The organism is Enterobacter cloacae complex sp. XAL002 (assembly GCF_049236805.1).
In the GTDB taxonomy this organism is placed as follows: Bacteria; Pseudomonadota; Gammaproteobacteria; order Enterobacterales; family Enterobacteriaceae; genus Enterobacter; species Enterobacter intestinihominis.
The window spans coordinates 54153-69220 of sequence record NZ_JBMKJN010000001.1 but is presented as its reverse complement, the minus strand read 5'-3'; the positions used below and the strand labels follow the sequence as shown (position 1 = coordinate 69220).

Genomic DNA, 15068 nt, shown 5'->3' with positions numbered 1-15068 from the left:
GCCCCTGATCTTAAAGGTGCAAAGACGCAAGACGCAAAATTTCGTTTTGCGTTGTCGTTTTGGTTTCAACAATACCGGCAACGAGACCATTGCTCATAACCAGAATACGGTCTGTGATCCCTAACAATTCCGGCATTTCGGAAGAAATAATAATGATCCCTTTATCTTTTTTCGCCAGCTCTGCGATCAGCTGGTAAATCTCGAATTTTGCACCCACGTCGATACCGCGCGTAGGTTCATCCAGCATCAGTATTTCAGGCTGGGTTAACAGCCAGCGACCAATAATGACTTTCTGCTGGTTCCCTCCCGAGAGTGAGCCAATTTGCGTGCGGTGGCCCGGCGTTTTCACGCGCATGGAGTCAATCACCCATTGGGTATCGCTCTTCATGCGGGAATTATCCAGCAACCCGACCTTGTTTTTGTAATTGCGAATATTAGAAATTAACGAGTTAAAGTTAATATCAAGATAAGCGTAAATACCGGTGGAACGCCGCTCTTCCGTCACCAGCGCAAAACCATTATTAATGGCTTCGTTGGCATTATGGTTGTTGATTTTCTTACCGTGCAGGGTAATGGTGCCTTCGGCTTTCTCACGGATACCAAACAGGGTTTCCACGATATCGGTGCGCTTAGCGCCCACCAGCCCTGCGATACCAAGGATCTCGCCCTTGTGCAAATCGAAAGAGACATCGCGGATGGACGGCTGACGCAGTGAGGTCAGGTTACGCACCTCCAGAATCACTTCGCCCGGCTTGTTTTCTTTATCCGGGAAGCGCTGGTTCAATGAACGGCCAACCATCATGGCGATGATCTTGTCCATGTCCAGCCCTTCCAGCGGCTGGGTGGCAATCCACTGGCCATCGCGCAGGATGGTAATTTCATCGCACAGCTGGAAGATCTCTTCCATTTTATGTGAGATATAGACAATGCCGCAGCCGCGATCTTTCAGCTTACGGATGATGGTAAAAAGGTGGTTAACCTCTTTTTCCGTCAATGACGATGTCGGTTCATCCATGATCACGATTTTCGCATCATAGGAGAACGCTTTGGCAATTTCGATCATCTGCATCTGGGAAACGGATAATGTCCCGACGCGTGCGCGCGGGTCAATATCAATATCCAGCTCATCGAAAATGGCTTTGGTGTCGCGATACATTTTATCCTGATCGACAAAGACACCTTTGGTTGGATAGCGGCCCAACCACATATTATCCATAACTGAACGTTGCAGAACCAGGTTTAATTCCTGGTGTACCATCGAGATACCGTTCTCCAGCGCTTCTTTCGCTGAATGGAAGTCGATCTCTTTTCCCTGAAAAAGAATGCTGCCAGAATCTTTTTGATAGATCCCAAAAAGGCATTTTAATAATGTTGATTTACCCGCACCGTTTTCACCCATTAACGCATGAATAGAGTGAGGACGAACTTTTAAATTAACATTATCGAGCGCCTTAACACCGGGGAATGACTTGTTAACACCGGTCATTTCCAACAAGTATTCACCGGACGACTGAGTAGTTGTGCTGACCATAATTATACCTTGTTGGCCTCGCATATCGCGTTATAAAAGGGCGCAACGAATTGCGCCCAGTGAAGACAATTCAGATAACTTATTTACCGATAAACTCAGCCAAGTTGGACTGGTCTACGCCCACGTAAGGAACGCGAACGATTTTGTTTTCAATTTTCCAGCTGGTGCCGTCAGCAGCGCCTTTACCATCAGCGAGGTTTTTCGCCAGATCGAAGGTGGCTTTCGCCTGGTTGTTAGCATCGTTCAGCACGGTACCGGCCATTGCGCCAGATTTCACCAGCGCCAGCGCTTCTGGCAGGGCATCCACACCGAATACAGGAATGGCGGATTTGTTGTGTGCTTTCAGCGCTTCAACTGCACCCATTGCCATTGCATCGTTGTTGGCGATGACCACTTCAATTTTGTTGGCGTTCGGGCCAGAGAGCCACGCATCCATCTTATCTTTCGCCTGAGCGGTGTCCCACATTGCGGTGTCTAACGCCAGCTGCTGGGTTTTCAGGCCCTTGTCGTTCAGCTCTTTAATAACGTAGGTGGTACGTGCTTCAGCATCCGGATGGCCCGGTTCGCCTTTCAGCAGAACGAACTGAATCTGACCATCTTTGTTCATATCCCAGTTTGGGTTCGCCGCCCAGTGTTTCGCAATCAGATCGCCCTGGATAATCCCGGACTCTTTGGAGTCAGTACCCACGTAATACGCTTTATCGTAGCTGTCCAGCGCTTTACGGGAAGGCTCTTTGTTGAAGAAGACAATCGGCACGTTCTGGCCGCGTGCTTTCTCGATCACCGTACCTGCCGCAGCCGGGTCAACCAGGTTAATAGCCAGCGCTTTCACGCCTTTTGCCAGAAGAACGTCAATCTGATCGTTCTGTTTAGACTGGTCATTCTGGGAGTCATTCATCAGCAGCTGCACGTCTGGCGCTGATTTAGCATCTTTTTCAATTGCTTTACGCACAACGGACATGAAGTTGTCGTCGTATTTATAGATAGTCACGCCAATACGGGTATCCGCTGCGTGTGCTGCTGCGCCAAAAAGCATGCTTGCCATGACAGCAGACAGAGTCAACACCTTCTTATTCATGGTATCTCCGGTTTTTTTTATGCAGGGTAGTTCTTGTGAAAAACGGTCGGCGGGCAGATGTTAATAAAACGTTACTGATCGCCGAAGTTCACTTATAAAATGTCCAGCTTCCGTGTTCGGTAACGCTCCAGAAATGCGTTTTATTCGTTGTTTGAGGCTTTCTGGTCACGGCAAAAGTGAATAATCACCGTTACATTGTGTTTCAGCCCCTAAAACGCTGACATCATAGACAGCGGCTTGTTAAGATACTGTGAATTTACTCACAGATTGAAAACGGTTACATCACGTGATGTTATCAGTTAGTGATCGGAGCCACAGTTTGTCGGATAGCGACCGAATGGCGGCGTACTAAAGTCGGCATAAAACAATGCGTTGCGTCAGGATCTAACAGCCCTGCCGCCCCCTGTAACGCCAGCTCTGTCGCCAGTTTCGCCATCGACGCAATGGGGTAACGCACCGTTGTCAGTTGCGGATCGGTGTAACGGGCAATCGGAATATCATCAAAACCGATCAGCGATAAATGCTGCGGCACCGCAATGCCATTATCTTTCAGCGCGGTAAGCGCACCTGCCGCCATGCTGTCGTTATAGGCAAACACGGCCGTCAGCTGAAGGTTACGCCCCAGCAGTTCAACCATTGCCGCTTCACCGCCCTGCATGTCCGGCGAACTGGTACCTACCCAGCTCTCCAGCGGCGCAATGCCCTGTTCTTTCAGGGCGTTTTGCCAGCCCTCGCGGCGCATCATGTCGTCTTCAATACCGTGGCTGGAAGCCAGATAACCAATGCGCTGATGGCCGTTGCTGATGAGCATCCGCGTCGCCATCATCGCGCCGCTGATGTTATCCAGACCGACACAGCGGTGCGCATAACCGGGGACGATACGGTTGATCAGCACCATACCGGGGATCTGCTCCATAAACCCGGCCAGCTCTTCATCGCTCAGGGCTTTTGAGTGCACAATCAGGGCGTTACAGCGCTGGCGGATCAGTACCTCAATGGCATAACGCTCTTTTTCAGCCTCGTGATAGCTGTTGCCAATCAGCACATATTTCTGGTGCTGCTGGGCAACGACATCCACCGCTTTGACCAGCGCGCCGAAGAAGGCGTCCGACACGTCCATCACCACGACACCAATGGTATCGCTGACCTGCGTCGCCAGCGCCTGAGCATTGGCGTTTGGCCGGTACCCCAGCTGGGTCACGGCTTTCATTACGGTTTCACGCGTTTCAGGGCTGACCAGCGCACTGTTGTTCAGCACGCGGGAGACAGTAGCAACAGAAACACCCGCCTGGCGGGCGACGTCACGAATGGTGATCATATTCACCACCCTTAAAAGGATTGCAGCAACTCACAGACACCCCCTGTGTTTAGCAAGGTGGCTATTCTGGCAGCGAGAGAGAGGAGACTACGTGAAGAAGCTCACACAGATGAAAACGCTTACATCCGTTTTGTTAATGATTGTGATCCAGATCGTTATCTGGATGTATTACGCAATGACACGCCCGACGCAAGGGCGGTTAACCGTCGCCATACCCACTCCAGCGGGCCCTGGCGGAAAAAACGCAGCCAGATAACTGAAAACACCACGTTAACAATCCAGACCGGAATAACAAACGCCAGCAGCGTCAGGCGGTCGAATTTCATAAACAGGCCGAATCGGTAGAAAAGCGTGGTACATATCAGCGTTTGCAGGATGTAATTGCTTAACGCCATCCGTCCAACGCAGGCCACCGCACTGACGATCCACAGGCGAGAAAGCCGGGGCCAGAAGCCATAGATCAGCGCCGCATAGCCAATGGTCTGGAACGGCGCGCTCAGTTCGCGCGGCACCTGCAACAGGAACGCGCACCAGCGGTAATCCCACTGAAGATGCCATTGTAAGATCACCGCCGGAAGGTTAATCATCACGCCGAGCAGTACCAGGCCAGCGCCTGTGAGACGATAGTGTCGCAGGCTAAATTCTCCTTTCAGCCAGCCGGTGCGCATCAGGGCTGCGCCCATCAGCATCATCCCCGCCAGCTGCCAGCCGTATTGCGCCCCCAGCGCCAGCAGGTTATCGCCGAGCATATCGGCCCGGTTGCCGATCGCTTCTATGCCGCCTTTCAGCTTCCAGAACTGCTCATATTGCAGATTGGCCGCATCCGGGATCCACGAACGACTGGTGGAAGCATCGGCAATCATGCCAAGCAGCAATAACACGGTCAGTCCCATGACATAGAGCATCACGCCAGTGTTAAAGAGGCTTTTTACACCGGGCGCGTCGCGGATCAGCCGCCAGCAAATCAGGCCCACCAGACCATACGCGAGCAGAATATCGCCGTCCCAGAAAAGCAGCCCGTGAATAAAACCGAGGATAACCAGCAGCGTTAAACGCGACTGGATCCAGCGCGTACCGCGTTTGAGGAGAAGCTGAAGTCCCGCGCCAAACAGAAGCGCAAAGAGGGTCAGAAATTTAACCTGTGCGAAGAGATCAAGGATTGCCCACGTCCAGGCGTCGCTGCGCGTGATGTCGCCATACCACGCAGGATTCAGATAGGCGGCCTTCGGCAGACCGAAGGCGCTGATATTCAGCAGCAGGATACCGAGAATGGCGACGCCGCGAACAAAATCGAGCGTGACGTTTCGCTCCATGGTCCCTGCCCTGTCTGATTAGTTGTGGTGACGCACGGCGCGCAGGAACTCCTGGCGGGTGTTCTGGCTCGATTTGAACAGGCCGCCCAGCGAAGTGGTGGTGGTTGCGCTGGTTGCATCACGCACGCCACGCGCTTTCACGCAGTAGTGAACCGCGTCGATAGACACCGCCACGTTGTTAGTCCCCAACAGGGTTTGCAGTGCGGTCAGGATCTGCTGCGTCAGACGCTCCTGCACCTGAGGACGCTGGGCAAAGAACTGCACGATGCGGTTGATCTTGGACAGGCCAATGACCGTATCTTTTGGAATATAGGCCACCGTCGCTTTACCATCGATGGTCACAAAGTGATGCTCGCAGGTGCTGGTCAGCGTGATATCGCGTACCGTCACCATCTCATCGACCTTCATCTTGTTTTCAATGACGGTGATTTTCGGGAAGTTCGCGTAATCCAGGCCGGAGAAAATTTCGTCGACGTACATTTTCGCGATGCGGTGCGGCGTCTCCATCAGGCTGTCGTCGCTCAGATCGAGATTCAGCAGTTGCATGATCTCCGTCATATGGCCGGCGATCAGACTCTTGCGGGTAACATTGTCCAGCTCCTGCACCGGCGGGCGCAGTGGCGTTTCAAGACCGCGCGCAACCAGCGCTTCATGGACAAGGGCTGCTTCTTTACTGAGTGATGACATTCTTTTCTCCTGCAGGTGTGGCATCTTTTGCCCTCGTTGTGGCAAAAGTGTGCGCTCATTGTGCGTGAGGCGACGCACATAATCCAGTATTCACGTCGATAATTATTGCAATTGCTGTTGCCTTTCAGCCTGACGGTTCCAGACTAACGCTCCGCCAGCGAACAGCGCGATCCCCGCCAGCCCCAGCGCAGGTTCCAGCCGGTGCGTGAGCCAGGTCGAGAGTGCCGACGTGACCGGACCAATCAGCTGACCAATGGCATACCCGGTGGTGAGCAGTCCCGCCATATAACGCGTATGATCTGGCGCCAGCTCGCGACCGTACAGCAGAGAGAGCTGCACGGCGCAGAGGAACCCGCCGCCCACCAGCAGCCCACCCGTTAGCAAGCCGCCAATGCCCGGCAGCAGCCAGGCCGCCAGCACGCCAATCCCCTGTAACCAGAGAACAATCGCCAGCCTGCGGTTAGCGCTTGATGTATGCCGCAGGGCAATACTGATCGCAATCCCCACCACCGAGGCGGCGCCAAATATTGGCCAGACAAACTGGGCAAACAGGCTGCCCGGGAAACGCACCGCCGCCATTTGGGACAGGAAGGTCGCAGGGAGGATATAGCCGAATCCTGCCAGGCTGTAGCTCCAGACCAGACGCCTGAGATCTGCAGTCAGCAGCAACGGCTCAGGCGCGGTACCGGGGCGATGAAGCTGGCCCGCGCGCGGCAGGTAGCGCGCCACCAGCGCAATTAGCACCAGCGCCAGTACGCCGTAGATTTGCCATGCCGCGCCGGCAGACAGGGATCTCGCCTGAATATAGACCGCCAGCAGGCCACTCAGGGCGATGCCGGCCCCGGGTCCGGCAAAGACGGCTGCACTAAGCCCCGGCTTGCCCAGCTGCCCCAGCCGCTCGTTGGTCCAGGCGGCAATCAGCACCATCGACCAGCCGCTCATGCAGCCGATCACAAAGCGCAGCAGACCGTGAACGACAGCATTATCTGCCGCCGCAGAGAGCAGCGTCAGCGCCACCGCGCCAGTGATGCCAAGCCAGAGACGCGTTTCAACGAAGCGATGAGCGCGCATAGCATCCCATGCCCCCACCAGATAGCCCAGGTAGTTCATTGCCGCCACCAGCCCCGCGCTGGTAAGCGTGAGTTGCCCGGCGGCAATCATCAGCGGCACCTGAGGCGTGAAGGCGAAGCGCCCTATCCCCATCGCCACGACCAGAACCACAAATCCGCTGAGCGCGATACGCAGCGCCATGATCGCTCCAATTGTTAAAGAAAAGTAAATTTATGATGCAACATCTCGCCGTCCTGCGAAAGTGAAAGTTGCTCACAGGTCAATGAAAACTCTGTATTATGCATTTTATGAATAGTCTTTCGGATAAGGAGCCCTGCATGGAACTGCTCGAAGAGCATCGTTGTTTTGAAGGTCGACAGCAGCGCTGGCGGCACGACTCCACCACGCTGAACTGTGCTATGACGTTCAGCATTTTCCTGCCCCCTGCGGACAATCCACCGGTGCTGTACTGGCTTTCAGGCCTGACCTGCAACGACGAAAATTTCACCACCAAAGCGGGCGCCCAGCGTATTGCCGCCGAACTGGGCATTGCGCTGGTGATGCCAGATACCAGCCCGCGTGGCGATGACGTGGCCGACGATGCCGGATACGATTTGGGTAAAGGCGCCGGGTTCTATCTCAACGCCACGGAACAACCCTGGGCGAGCCATTACCGCATGTATGACTACATTCGCGATGAACTCCCTGCCCTGGTGCACTCTCAGTTCGCGGTCAGCGAGCGCTGCGCGATAAGCGGACATTCGATGGGTGGCCACGGGGCGCTGATAATGGCGCTGAAAAATCCGGGGAAATACACCAGCGTGTCCGCATTTGCGCCGATTGTGAACCCAACGCAGGTGCCGTGGGGGCAAAAAGCCTTCACGCACTATCTGGGTGAGGATGCAGAGAAATGGCAGGAATGGGACAGCTGTGCGCTGTTGCTGGCAAGCCAGCCAGAAGACGCTATCCCGATGCTGGTGGATCAGGGTGATGCCGATCAGTTCCTCGCCGGGCAGTTACAGCCTGCGGTGCTGGCGGAAGCCGCGCGCCAGAAGGACTGGCCGCTGACGCTGCGCATACAGCCGGGATACGATCACAGCTATTACTTTATGGCGTCCTTTATTGAAGATCATCTTCGCTTCCATGCGACACATTTGTTCGCGTAAATACAGCTGTTTGCCCGATAGCCTCTCGCCTGTCGGGCCTTTCCCCTCATTTACATAATCCTATCCGCTTGAATCCAGCCTGTTTTCCGTCGCCCTCACTCAAACACAAATGATTTCAATTATCATTTGTGTTTACAATTCTACATTCTTTTGTACAATTCCAGGCTCTTCTCCATCTCAAAGAGTTCTTACAAGACAAAAACATACAGTTCTCAGGGTTATCCCGATGGAGTTTTTTTCATTTTTATACGGAATGTACAAATGACAATACCACGCATTAAGCTCCTGGCCGTCGCCATTGGCGCTGCCACATGTTCCCCCTTCGTTCACGCAGCCGATCAGGATACCGTTGTCGTTACCGCGACGGGTTTTGAACAAAAGATCCAGAATGCCCCCGCCTCCATCTCTGTGATTTCAAAACAGCAGATTGAAGATAAAGCCTACCGTGATGTTACCGATGCCCTGAGAGATGTCCCGGGCGTCGTCGTCACCGGCGGTGGAAGTAGCAGTGATATCAGTATTCGCGGCATGGCCTCTCAGTACACCCTGTTCCTGGTGAACGGCAAACGCGTCAGTACGCGAAGCACCCGCCCAAACAGCGACAACTCGGGTATTGAACAAGGCTGGCTGCCGCCGCTGGAGTCCATTGAGCGCATCGAGGTCATCCGCGGCCCGATGTCCTCGCTTTACGGCTCCGATGCTATGGGTGGCGTCATTAACGTCATTACCAAAAAAGTCTCGAACACCAAAGCCTGGACCGGTTCGTTGCATGGCGATGCAACCTTCCAGGAAAATCATGACTCCGGCGATATCTTCCAGACCAACGCCTACGCCTCTGGTCCCCTGATTGACGGGCTGCTGGGTGCAAAAGTGACGGGGCTGTTGTCACGCCGCGCAGAAGATAAAATCGTGAACGGCTATAACGAGCAGAAAATGCGTAACGGTGGCATTACGCTGAACTTCACGCCGGACGAGAAGAACGATTTCGATCTCGACTTTGCTCGCGAGCTTCAGGACAGAAACAGCACCGCGGGGATGTCGAAAGCAGCTGAAACCTGCCGGGGAACAACCTGTACGCCAAATACCAAAAGCGACTCGCGCTATGAGCACACGACCTACTCGTTAACCCACAGTGGTTATTACGACGACTTCAATACCACCAGCTATATCCAGCAGGAAGAGACCAATAATCCAGGTCGCAAAATGCGTTCCTACAACACCACCTTTAACAACCAGAACCAGATCTTCCTCGGCGATCATACGTTGACCCTCGGCGGGCAGTACCGCTATGAGAAACTGCGCGACAACGGTAATCAGCTGGAAGCTGCTGACGGCCTGAACAAACTGACGCGCTGGAGCTGGGCCCTGTTTGCCGAAGATGAATGGTCAATGACGGAAAGCTTTACGTTGACCGGCGGCCTGCGTATGGATAAAGACCAAAACTACGGGACGAACTGGACGCCGCGCGGTTACGGCGTATGGCACCTGGCCGATCAGTGGACGTTGAAAGGCGGGGTTTCTGCTGGCTATCGTGCTCCGGATCTGCGTCAGTCGTCTGCCAGCTGGGGCCAGGTGACAGGTGGCGGCCGTCTTGACGGTATCATCGTCGGCAACCCGGATCTGAAACCCGAGAAGAGCCTGAGCGAAGAGCTCGCCCTGCTCTGGGATAACAACGATAACCTCAATGCCGGTGTGACCCTGTTTAATACCGACTTCAAGGATAAAATTACGGAAGTTCGCCGCTGTAACAGCAGCGCCGATCCCGCCTGTACGATTGGCGATCATAGCTATGATTTCGTCAGCGATCGCGTCAACGTGGACAAAGCCAATATGCGCGGTGTGGAGTCCTCCTTCGGCTGGAAAATCACGCGCGATGTGAACTGGACTGCAAACTACACCTATACGGAATCCGAGCAGAAGAGCGGCCAGTTCTCCGGCAAGCCACTGAACAAAATGCCAAAACACATGTTCAACACCACCCTGGACTGGCAGGCGACGCCCGACGTCGGCTTCTGGAGCCGTCTGAACCTGCGCGGTAAAACGTCTGAGTACCTGAGCCGCACGTCAATGTCCCAGGGTACACCGTCCTACACTCAGGTTGATGTCGGTATGCGCTACAACGCCAACAAAAACCTGCTGGTTACTGCCGGTGTGTATAACGTGCTCGATAAGCAGATTGACTACGATACGTATGACACCGTGCTGGATGGCCGTCGCTATACCGTTGGCATGACTTACAGCTTCTGATCTGCCCATAAAAAAGCCCGCTCGATTGAGCGGGCTAAAAGAGAGGAAGTGCGGTTATTGTTTAAATCGTTCCGGGAAATCCATTTCACTGTAGCGAACGAAGCGCGTTCCTTTCGTCAGTTTGTAGCCAAACCAGATGATCAGGAACAGCGGAATGCCAATATAGGTGGCCGTGACGGCGCCCCAGTCAATGGTGTCAGCAAGGAAGGCCTCATAGTTCTGACCCAGGGTAATAATCAGGCACAGAACGAAGGCGAAGATCGGCCCCAGCGGGAAGAACCCTGACCGGTACGGCAGGTTATTCAGATCATGACCCTGCTTGACGTACCCGCGACGGAAACGGTAGTGGCTGATGGCAATGCCCAGCCAGGCAATGAAGCCCGTCATACCAGAGGTGTTAAGCAGCCACAGGTAGACCGTCTGGTTGCCGAACATGGAGGTCAGGAAACAGAGACCCGCAATCACCGTGGTCGCATACAGCGCGTTGCGTGGCACGCCACCGCGAGACAGTTTCGAGAAAATACGCGGCGCTTTACCGTCGCAGGCCAGGGTGTAGAGCATGCGGGTAGAGGCGTACATCCCGGAGTTACCCGCAGACAGTACCGCCGTCAGGATCACCGCGTTCATCACCGCCGCCGCAGAGAGCAGACCCGCGTGCTGGAAGACCAGGGTGAACGGGCTGACGCTGATGTCTTTCACATCGTTACGCAGCAGGCTTGGGTCGGTATACGGAATGATCAGGCTGATAATCAGGATCGCGAACACATAGAACAGCAGGATACGCCAGAACACCTGACGCACCGCGCGCGGGATGGTCTTCTCCGGGTTTTCGGATTCACCGGCCGCAATGCCAATCAGTTCGGTGCCCTGGAAGGAGAAGCCGACAATCATCGCCACGCCAATCATCGCCGAGAAGCCCCCGGCAAACGGCGCATCGCCTATTGTCCAGTTACTCCAGCCCGCCGGTTCGGCCCCTTTGAAAATACCAACGATCATCGCCACACCGACGACGATAAAGATGATGACGGTTGCCACTTTAATCAAAGAGAACCAGTATTCCGCTTCGCCGAAACCGCGCACGGAGATGTAGTTCAGCAGGAAGATGACCGCCAGGAACAGGGCGCTCCAGATCCAGCCTGGCGTGTCCGGGAACCACCAGGTCATCACCAGCTGTGCGGCGACGAGGTCAACGGCGATGGTCACCGCCCAGTTGTACCAGTAGTTCCAGCCCAGCGCGAAGCCGAAGCCTTCCTCAACGTATTTTTGTCCGTAGGTCGAAAACGAACCAGACACCGGCATGTATGCCGCCAGTTCGCCCAGGCTGGTCATCAGGAAGTAGACCATCAGGCCAATCAGGATATAAGAGAATAATGCCCCACCCGGGCCGGCTGCCGAAATTGTTGCGCCAGAGGCAACGAAAAGACCCGTACCGATGGAGCCGCCAATGGCGATCATCGTCAGGTGACGCGCCTTAAGTGCGCGACGTAGCGCGGGCGCTTCTGTGGTTTTAGTTTCTGAAACCATGTGAAAATGCTGTCCATTCAATAAATGAGGCGCGATTGTAGCAGACGATCTGCGTTGCTTCCGGCAGAAATGCTCAGTTATAAGAGAGCTTCATGACTCGGCCAGGATTATAAGTAAAGCATAATTTTTCCCTCTCCCCTTTGGGGAGAGGGCCAGGGTGAGGGGCGCTTTTACATCTCGCAATAGCGCAGAAAACGCTGGAGCGAGCTGGAAAGGTGTTTCTGACGATGGTGGATGCACCACAGCGTGCGCACCAGCTTCGGCAGCGGAACGGGGATCTCAACCAGAGAGCCGGTTTCCAGCTGTTCGGCGATCACCCGTCGGGAAAGACAGCTAATGCCCAGGCCATGACGTACGGCATGCTTAATGGCCTCGGAGTTACCTAACTCCATCCCTAGCTGGAACTGCGGCAGATGGGACAGCAGCAGATAATCGACAATCTCACGCGTGCCGGAGCCCTGCTCTCGCAGGATCCACTGCGCCTGCGCCAGACGCTCCAGCGTAACCTCGCCCTGGAGTAAAGAAGAGGCCGGGGAAGCAAACACCACCAGCTCATCCTCAAGCCAGGGTTCCGCAATGATATCGACGTTGTGGCACGGTCCTTCAATAAGACCGATGTCCACACGGAAATCAATCACCGCGTTAATCACGTCCTGGCTGTTGCCGACGCTCATCTCCAGCGGCAGGGTCGGAAAATCCCGGCGGTAGCGGGCGATCACTTCCGGCAGGATGTAATTACCGATCGTGCTGCTGGCGTAGACGCGAATAGCGCCGTTGTCCTCGCGGAACAGCTGTTCGATCTCCGTTGCCTGCTCAAGCAAGGCCAGGGCACGCGGATACAGCAGGCGGCCATGTTCGTTCACCACCAGTCGCTTTCCTACCCTGTCGAAAAGCTGGACGCCCAGTTGCCCTTCAAGATCGGTCAAGGCCGCGCTAACGGCGGACTGCGAGAGCGCCAGCATTTGTGACGCCTGGGTTGTCGAGCCGCTTTTCAGCACCTCGGCAAATACTTCCAGCTGACGCAATGTAATGTGCATGGTTGCTTACCACTTATAAAGATTGATTATAAATATATAATCAATTTTATTTTTAAGCCAGAGCGCCGTAACCTTTAGCCAGACAAAGGAGAAGGTTATGTCAGAAATCACCTTACAACATCATCGTACAGTGTGGCACTTCGTGCCGGGTCTCGCGCTCAGCGCCGTGGTTACCGGCGTGGCCTTATGGGGTGGCAGTATACCGGCTGTTGCCGGTGCAGGGTTCAGCGCCCTGACGCTGGCCATTCTGCTCGGCATGGTGGTCGGGAACACCGTTTACCCGCACATCTGGAAATCCTGCGACGGCGGCGTGATTTTCGCCAAGCAGCATTTATTACGTCTCGGGATCATCCTTTATGGCTTCCGTCTCACCTTTTCGCAGATTGCGGATGTGGGTGTCAGCGGGATTGCCATCGACGTCCTGACCCTTTCGAGCACCTTTTTACTGGCGTGCTTTATCGGCCAGAAGATCTTTGGACTGGACAAACAGACCAGCTGGCTGATCGGTGCGGGTAGCAGCATCTGCGGCGCAGCGGCTGTACTGGCAACAGAGCCGGTAGTCAAAGCCGAAGCCAGTAAAGTCACGGTTGCCGTCGCGACGGTAGTTATCTTCGGTACGCTGGCGATCTTCCTGTATCCAGCCATGTATCCGCTGGTGGCGCACTGGTTTAGCCCGGAAACCTACGGCATTTATATCGGCTCAACCATGCACGAAGTGGCGCAGGTGGTGGCGGCAGGTCACGCCATTAACCCGGAAGCGGAAAACGCGGCGGTCATTGCCAAAATGCTGCGCGTGATGATGCTGGCCCCGTTCCTGATTTTCCTCGCGGCGCGGGTTAAACAGCTGGCTCCGGCAGGCGGCAGCGAGAAAAGCAAAATCACCATTCCGTGGTTTGCGATCCTGTTCATCGTGGTCGCTATCTTCAACTCTTTCCACCTGCTGCCAAAAGCGATGGTGGATATGCTGGTCACGCTGGATACGGTCCTGCTGGCGATGGCAATGGCGGCGCTGGGCGTCACCACGCACGTCAGCGCGCTGAAAAAAGCCGGGGCGAAACCGCTGCTGATGGCGCTGGTGCTGTTCATCTGGCTGATTGTTGGCGGCGGTGCGATTAACCTTGCGGTACACAGCCTGTTGGCATAAACCATCTCGTCCTTCTCCTGTTAACCCGCTATCATAGGCATTTCGGGTTAACAGGAGTCTTTTTATGAAATATGTTGGAGCGCACGTCAGCGCTGCCGGTGGCCTTGCGAATGCCGCCATTCGCGCCGCCGAAATCGAGGCGACCGCTTTCGCCCTGTTCACCAAAAACCAGCGCCAGTGGCGCGCAGCTCCCCTCACCGCGGAAGTGATTGATGACTTCAAAGCCGCCTGCGAGAAATACCGCTATAGGCCTGGGCAGATCCTCCCGCACGACAGCTACCTGATTAACCTCGGCCACCCGGTTGCTGAGGCGCTGGAAAAATCCCGCGAAGCATTCCTGGATGAGGTTCAGCGCTGTGAACAGCTGGGGCTGACGCTGCTGAACTTCCATCCCGGTAGCCATCTGATGCAAATCGACGAAGACGCCTGTCTGGCGCGCATCGCCGAGTCCATCAACATGACGCTGGATAAAACCCAGGGCGTGACGGCGGTGATTGAGAATACCGCCGGTCAGGGCAGCAACCTCGGCTTTAAGTTTGAGCATCTGGCGGCGATCATCGACGGCGTGGAAGACAAATCCCGCGTGGGCGTGTGCATTGATACCTGCCACGCGTTTGCCGCCGGGTATGATCTGCGCACAACCGAGGCCACAAAAAATACCTTCGAGGAGTTCGAGCGTATTGTTGGCTTTAAGTATCTTCGCGGTATGCACTTAAACGATGCGAAAAGCGCGTTCGGCAGCCGCGTAGACCGTCACCACAGCCTGGGCGAAGGTAATATCGGCCACGATGCGTTCCGCTTTATCATGCAGGATGCCCGCTTCGACGGCATTCCAATGGTGCTGGAAACCATCAATCCGGATATCTGGGCAGAAGAGATTGCCTGGCTGAAGGCACAGCAGCCCGCTGAACAGGCGGCCTAAAAAAAGCCGGGCGCTTAACGCGACCCGGCTTTTTTGTAGGTCGGGTAAGGC

The 15068-nt window shown here is 55.0% G+C and carries 12 protein-coding genes; 4 read left to right on the top strand and 8 right to left on the bottom strand.

Annotation, left to right across the window (positions count from 1 at the left end):
* Nucleotides 1-10 precede the first annotated feature (10 nt).
* The 6 genes from mglA to ACOT0L_RS00255 all read right to left on the bottom strand — a co-directional run bounded on the left by mglA (nt 11) and on the right by ACOT0L_RS00255 (nt 7178).
* Complete coding sequence (mglA, locus tag ACOT0L_RS00280; RefSeq protein ID WP_003859320.1) at nt 11-1531, bottom strand: galactose/methyl galactoside ABC transporter ATP-binding protein MglA; 1521 nt, start codon at nt 1529-1531, stop codon at nt 11-13.
* A gap of 79 nt (nt 1532-1610) precedes the next feature.
* Nucleotides 1611-2609: a galactose/glucose ABC transporter substrate-binding protein MglB gene (gene mglB / locus ACOT0L_RS00275; RefSeq protein WP_022648695.1), complete on the bottom strand. Its 999-nt coding sequence runs from the start codon at nt 2607-2609 to the stop codon at nt 1611-1613.
* A gap of 295 nt (nt 2610-2904) precedes the next feature.
* Nucleotides 2905-3927: an HTH-type transcriptional regulator GalS gene (gene galS / locus ACOT0L_RS00270; RefSeq protein WP_048966254.1), complete on the bottom strand. Its 1023-nt coding sequence runs from the start codon at nt 3925-3927 to the stop codon at nt 2905-2907.
* A gap of 155 nt (nt 3928-4082) precedes the next feature.
* The gene (yeiB, locus tag ACOT0L_RS00265) at nt 4083-5240 is read right to left on the bottom strand and encodes a DUF418 domain-containing protein YeiB (RefSeq protein WP_126503303.1); all 1158 of its coding nucleotides are present in this window, start codon (nt 5238-5240) and stop codon (nt 4083-4085) included.
* Between the two features lie 18 nt (nt 5241-5258).
* Nucleotides 5259-5927 (bottom strand): GTP cyclohydrolase I FolE, encoded by a 669-nt coding sequence (folE, locus tag ACOT0L_RS00260; RefSeq protein WP_017383384.1) that lies wholly within the window; start codon nt 5925-5927, stop codon nt 5259-5261.
* Between the two features lie 102 nt (nt 5928-6029).
* Complete coding sequence (locus tag ACOT0L_RS00255; RefSeq protein WP_038416421.1) at nt 6030-7178, bottom strand: YbfB/YjiJ family MFS transporter; 1149 nt, start codon at nt 7176-7178, stop codon at nt 6030-6032.
* Between the two features lie 137 nt (nt 7179-7315).
* Between ACOT0L_RS00255 and fghA the strand changes: the two genes are divergently transcribed.
* The gene (fghA, locus tag ACOT0L_RS00250) at nt 7316-8143 is read left to right on the top strand and encodes an S-formylglutathione hydrolase (RefSeq protein WP_038416422.1); all 828 of its coding nucleotides are present in this window, start codon (nt 7316-7318) and stop codon (nt 8141-8143) included.
* Nucleotides 8144-8404: 261 nt separating this feature from the next.
* On the top strand, nt 8405-10390 hold the full coding sequence (locus ACOT0L_RS00245) for a ligand-gated channel protein (protein WP_126503305.1): 1986 nt from the start codon (nt 8405-8407) through the stop codon (nt 10388-10390).
* Nucleotides 10391-10444: 54 nt separating this feature from the next.
* Here ACOT0L_RS00245 and ACOT0L_RS00240 read toward each other — a convergent pair whose 3' ends face one another.
* Together ACOT0L_RS00240 and yieE are read right to left on the bottom strand one after the other, a co-directional pair.
* Nucleotides 10445-11914 carry an amino acid permease gene (locus tag ACOT0L_RS00240; protein WP_022648700.1) on the bottom strand — a complete coding sequence of 490 codons (1470 nt, stop codon included), beginning with the start codon at nt 11912-11914 and terminating at the stop codon, nt 10445-10447.
* A gap of 170 nt (nt 11915-12084) precedes the next feature.
* Nucleotides 12085-12951, bottom strand: coding sequence for a DNA-binding transcriptional regulator YeiE (gene yieE, locus ACOT0L_RS00235; RefSeq protein WP_003859337.1), 867 nt, complete (start codon nt 12949-12951; stop codon nt 12085-12087).
* Between the two features lie 97 nt (nt 12952-13048).
* Here yieE and ACOT0L_RS00230 point away from each other — a divergent pair, with 97 nt between their 5' ends.
* Together ACOT0L_RS00230 and nfo are read left to right on the top strand one after the other, a co-directional pair.
* Entirely contained in the window at nt 13049-14095 is a 1047-nt protein-coding gene (locus ACOT0L_RS00230; RefSeq protein WP_022648702.1) for a YeiH family protein, read from the top strand.
* Nucleotides 14096-14159: 64 nt separating this feature from the next.
* Nucleotides 14160-15017, top strand: a complete 858-nt coding sequence (nfo, locus tag ACOT0L_RS00225; protein ID WP_126503307.1) for a deoxyribonuclease IV — start codon at nt 14160-14162, stop codon at nt 15015-15017.
* Nucleotides 15018-15068 lie beyond the last annotated feature (51 nt).

Bases quoted from the DNA above. Each gene is read 5' to 3' on its own strand.
- mglA (WP_003859320.1), bottom strand. From the start codon at position 1,531: ATGGTCAGCACAACTACTCAGTCGTCCGGTGAATACTTGTTGGAAATG.
- mglB (WP_022648695.1), bottom strand. From the start codon at position 2,609: ATGAATAAGAAGGTGTTGACTCTGTCTGCTGTCATGGCAAGCATGCTT.
- galS (WP_048966254.1), bottom strand. From the start codon at position 3,927: ATGATCACCATTCGTGACGTCGCCCGCCAGGCGGGTGTTTCTGTTGCT.
- yeiB (WP_126503303.1), bottom strand. From the start codon at position 5,240: ATGGAGCGAAACGTCACGCTCGATTTTGTTCGCGGCGTCGCCATTCTC.
- folE (WP_017383384.1), bottom strand. From the start codon at position 5,927: ATGTCATCACTCAGTAAAGAAGCAGCCCTTGTCCATGAAGCGCTGGTT.
- ACOT0L_RS00255 (WP_038416421.1), bottom strand. From the start codon at position 7,178: ATGGCGCTGCGTATCGCGCTCAGCGGATTTGTGGTTCTGGTCGTGGCG.
- fghA (WP_038416422.1), top strand. From the start codon at position 7,316: ATGGAACTGCTCGAAGAGCATCGTTGTTTTGAAGGTCGACAGCAGCGC.
- ACOT0L_RS00245 (WP_126503305.1), top strand. From the start codon at position 8,405: ATGACAATACCACGCATTAAGCTCCTGGCCGTCGCCATTGGCGCTGCC.
- ACOT0L_RS00240 (WP_022648700.1), bottom strand. From the start codon at position 11,914: ATGGTTTCAGAAACTAAAACCACAGAAGCGCCCGCGCTACGTCGCGCA.
- yieE (WP_003859337.1), bottom strand. From the start codon at position 12,951: ATGCACATTACATTGCGTCAGCTGGAAGTATTTGCCGAGGTGCTGAAA.
- ACOT0L_RS00230 (WP_022648702.1), top strand. From the start codon at position 13,049: ATGTCAGAAATCACCTTACAACATCATCGTACAGTGTGGCACTTCGTG.
- nfo (WP_126503307.1), top strand. From the start codon at position 14,160: ATGAAATATGTTGGAGCGCACGTCAGCGCTGCCGGTGGCCTTGCGAAT.